The sequence below is a fragment of the Microbacterium sp. CPCC 204701 genome, from assembly GCF_004010105.1.
Lineage (GTDB): Bacteria > Actinomycetota > Actinomycetes > Actinomycetales > Microbacteriaceae > Microbacterium.
The window spans coordinates 1-3,550 of sequence record NZ_RRYE01000317.1; the positions used below are offsets into that span (position 1 = coordinate 1).

At 68.9% G+C, this 3,550-nt stretch carries 3 protein-coding genes; all 3 read right to left on the reverse strand.

Features of this window, described 5'->3' with window-relative positions:
• Positions 1-148 precede the first annotated feature (148 nt).
• Positions 149-1,144: a carbohydrate ABC transporter permease gene (locus tag EIO58_RS14595; protein WP_127820137.1), complete on the reverse strand. Its 996-nt coding sequence runs from the start codon at positions 1,142-1,144 to the stop codon at positions 149-151.
• A gap of 81 nt (positions 1,145-1,225) precedes the next feature.
• A complete protein-coding gene (locus EIO58_RS14600) occupies positions 1,226-2,527 on the reverse strand; it encodes an ABC transporter substrate-binding protein (protein ID WP_127820138.1) in 1,302 nt (433 codons plus the stop codon).
• Between the two features lie 245 nt (positions 2,528-2,772).
• Positions 2,773-3,550, reverse strand: a 778-nt coding sequence (locus EIO58_RS14605; protein WP_127820139.1) for a hypothetical protein, incomplete at its 5' end; no start/stop codon positions are given.

Below are 3,550 nucleotides of genomic sequence, written 5' to 3' on the forward strand. Positions count from 1 at the left end.
GCGAGGGCGAGCAGCACGACCAGCCAGATGACGGTCTGCCAGGTGCGGCGCTTGATCCTGCGGCGGGGTGCGGGGGTGGCGCGGGTGTCGGGGTCGGTGTGGTTCTCGGTGGTCAGGAGGGCGTTCTCGCCGAACGAGGATGTGGTGCTCATCGGTTGTCTCCGGCGTAGTGGACCCAGCTTCTCTGGGTGCGGAACAGGATCACGGCGATGATGGCGACGACGATCAGCAGCACCCAGGCGATCGCGGCGGCGTAGCCCATCTGACCGTCGGCGAAGCCGCGCTTGTAGAGGTAGAGGGTGATGAAGTTGGTCATTCCGGCGGGGCCGCCGGTGCCGTTGGAGATGATGTAGGCGGACGCGAATACCTGGAACGCGCCGATCAGGCCCAGCAGCAGGTTGAAGAAGATCACCGGGCTGAGCATGGGGAGGGTGACGGCGCGGAACCGGTGCCAGGGGCCGGCGCCGTCCATCGCGGCGGCTTCGTAGAGTTCTTTGGGGATCTGTTTGAGGCCGGCGAGGAAGATGACCATGGTGGCGCCGAACTGCCATACCGCGAGGAGGATCATCATCGGCAGCACCAGGGCGGGGTTGCCGATCCAGCCGCCCAGGTCGATGCCGAAGAAGCTGAGCGTGCCGTCGACGGGGCCATCGCCGGAGAACATCGCTCGCCACACGATCGCGACCGACACCGACCCGCCGATCAGCGACGGGGCGTAGAACGCGGAACGGAAGAACCCGGCGCCGCGGTCGCGGTAGTTCAGCAGCATCGCCACCCCCAGTGCCGCGGCGAGGGTGATCGGGGTGCCCACCAGCACGTAGATCAGGGTGATCTGCGCGGACTGCAGGAACGCCGGGTCGGTGGTGAACATGCGGACGTAGTTGTCCAGCCCGATCCACCGCGGCGGGGAGAAGATGTTGTAGCTGGTGAACGACAGGTACAGCGAGTACACCATCGGCACCAGGGTCAGCCCGAAGAACCCGATCAGCCACGGGATCAGGAACCCGTACCCGGCGAGGGTCTCACGCCGCTGCCGCGACCGCTGCCCCGGCCGGTCCAGGTGCTCCGGACGACGCCTGCGAGACAGCGGCCGACGTGACGAGGTGTCGCCGGTCACGACGACTCGGGTCGCGGTGGTACTCACAAAAACTCTCCGATAACCGGGGGATGGGTTGACAGGTACTCCGGGCCCGGGCACACCACGCGCACCCGGACCCGGACCAACTCACTGATTCAGCACGACATCCATCTCGGCAAAGAACTGCGACACCGCATCCTCCACCGTCATGGTCCCGAAGTTGAGCTCGGTGCCGAGCTGGCGGAACTTCTCCTCCAGCGTGCCGTAGCCGATGATCGGCACAGGCGGGGCGTCGCCCAGGCGGCCCTCGATCGAGGCCTCGTAGTCGGCGATCTGCTGGCTCAGCGGGTCGAGCTCCGCGGCCTCGAGGGCGGTCTCCGAGGCGGGGATGCCGCGGTTGGTGCCGAAGATCTCACCGGACTGCGGCGAGTTGATGAGGAAGTTCACCAGCGTGGCGGCGGCCTCCGGGTGATCGGTGTTCGCCGAGATCGCGTGGAGCATCGAGGGCTTGAGGTACAGGTCCTGGGCGCCCTCCTCGGTGATCGGGGGAGCGACGAGCCCGAGCTCGGTGTAGCCCTCGCCGAGGTTGCCGAGGTAGCCCGAGCCGAAGTTGTCCCACGTCAGCTCGCTCGCGGTGAGCGCCGTGTCGAACGGACTCAGCGGCGCGACCTCCTCGACCCGCTGCTGCGGGACGCCGATGCCGTCGCGGACGGGCTGGCCCGACTCCCAGAACTCCGCGAGGCGCTCCTCATCGAAGCCGGGCTCGCCGTCGTCGCTGAACAGGTACGAGCCCTCGGCGCGCAGCTGCAGCTCGAAGTTCTGGATGCGGCCGGTGTAGTCGCTGCCGCCCCAGAACGCGCCGCCGGAGGCGTCGGTGACCTCGCCCATCCAGTCGGTGTAGTCCTCCCACGTGCCGCCGGGGAACTCTTCGACGCCCGCCTGCTCGAGCAGCACGGGGTTCGTATACATGCCCCAGGCGTTGGTCGACGTCGGGATCGCGTACGTGGTGCCGCCCACGACGCCGATGTCGAGGATGTTCTGCGGCAGCGGGTCGGATTCGATGATGCCGCCGATGTAGGGGTCGAGGTCGAGGAGCAGGCTGTTCTCGGAGTACTGGCGCAGGTACGAGTAGTCGAATTGCATGACGTCGGGGAGGTTGCCGCCGGCGGCCTCGGTCTGGCGCTTCTCCCAGAACTCGGGGAAGGCGAGGAAGCTGGAGTTCACCGTGATGTTCGGGTACTCCTCGTTGAACGCGGCGATGACCTCGTCGTAGAGCTCGGCGCGCACGTCGTTGCCCCAGAAGGCGAGGTCGAGCGTGACCTCTTCCTCCGGGTTGAACGTCGGCTCGCCGTCGGGGGCGTCGCCGGTTCCGCCGGCGCAGCCGGCCAGAACCAGGGCGGCGCCGGCCGCGATCGCGGCTGCGGCGGTGGCCCGCTTCTTGCTGAACATCCTTGTCCTCTCTGTGAACATCTGCGTTCTCATGCCGCTAGACATTCGTCGTCCGTTGGGCTGGTTGTCAGGCGCGTCCTCGGTGCAGTGCTGGAAAGCGCTTGCCCGCTACGGTACCTCACCAAAAAACGTTTCGCAAGAGAAAACGACGTCGCCTTTGAACGATTCAGTAACGACGCCGTCCGAGCTCCGGTGCGGCATCAGCCGCTCATGCAACCCGGGCGACGGGGCGACGGATGCCGGAGTCAGCGGCGGCAGATCAGCCGGCCGTCGGCGACGCGGAGGCGCGCGACGTGGATCGCGCTGCGCCGGTGGTGCGGCTGCGCCGCGTCGACGAGCTCGCTGCCGTCCCACCACGGATGCGTGAAGAAGTAGAGCAGCGCCTCGTCGTGCCCTGTGACGACGACCGCGCCGTGGCGTCCGACCTGGATGCCGCCGGCAGCGGGGCCGCTCTCGCCCAGGATGACGGCATCCGGACCGCCTTGCCGTCCCCACGTGACCGCATCGTCGCTGCGGTGCACCGCCATTCCGCGCCACTCGTCGGTGAGGAGGAACCACCTGCCGCCCAGCGGGAAGGCGAACGGGCCCTCGTGCGGGCGGCCGCCGACGGCGATACCGCCCGGCCGCCACGACTCGAGGTCGTCAGAGGCCGCCACTGCGGTCGTCGAGCCGGCGGCCTCGTCCTTGTACCAGAGGCGCCACCGGCCGTCGGGGCAGCGGGCGACGGCGGCGTCGATCACGCGGTCGCTCGCGAGCGGGATCGGGCCGCGGTGCGTCCACGAGCGCAGGTCGTCCGACAGGTACTCGACGATGCGCCGCGCATGTCCCTCCCACTGCTGCGGGATGCCCTCGATCTCCGTGAGGTACATGCGCCAGCGGGTGCCGTCGTGGATGACCTCGGGCGCCCAGTGCGTCTCGGCGACGTCGCGGGGCGGCGTCCCGGCGCGCAGCGCCAGGCCCCGGGCACTCGGGCCGAGCGTCCCGGCGTAGGTCCAACGCCGCCCGTCGCCGCTGCGAGCCACG

What these genes read in the sequence shown, in the direction of transcription:
- EIO58_RS14600 (WP_127820138.1), bottom strand. Translation starts at nt 2,527, where the DNA reads ATGTTCAGCAAGAAGCGGGCCACCGCCGCAGCCGCGATCGCGGCCGGC.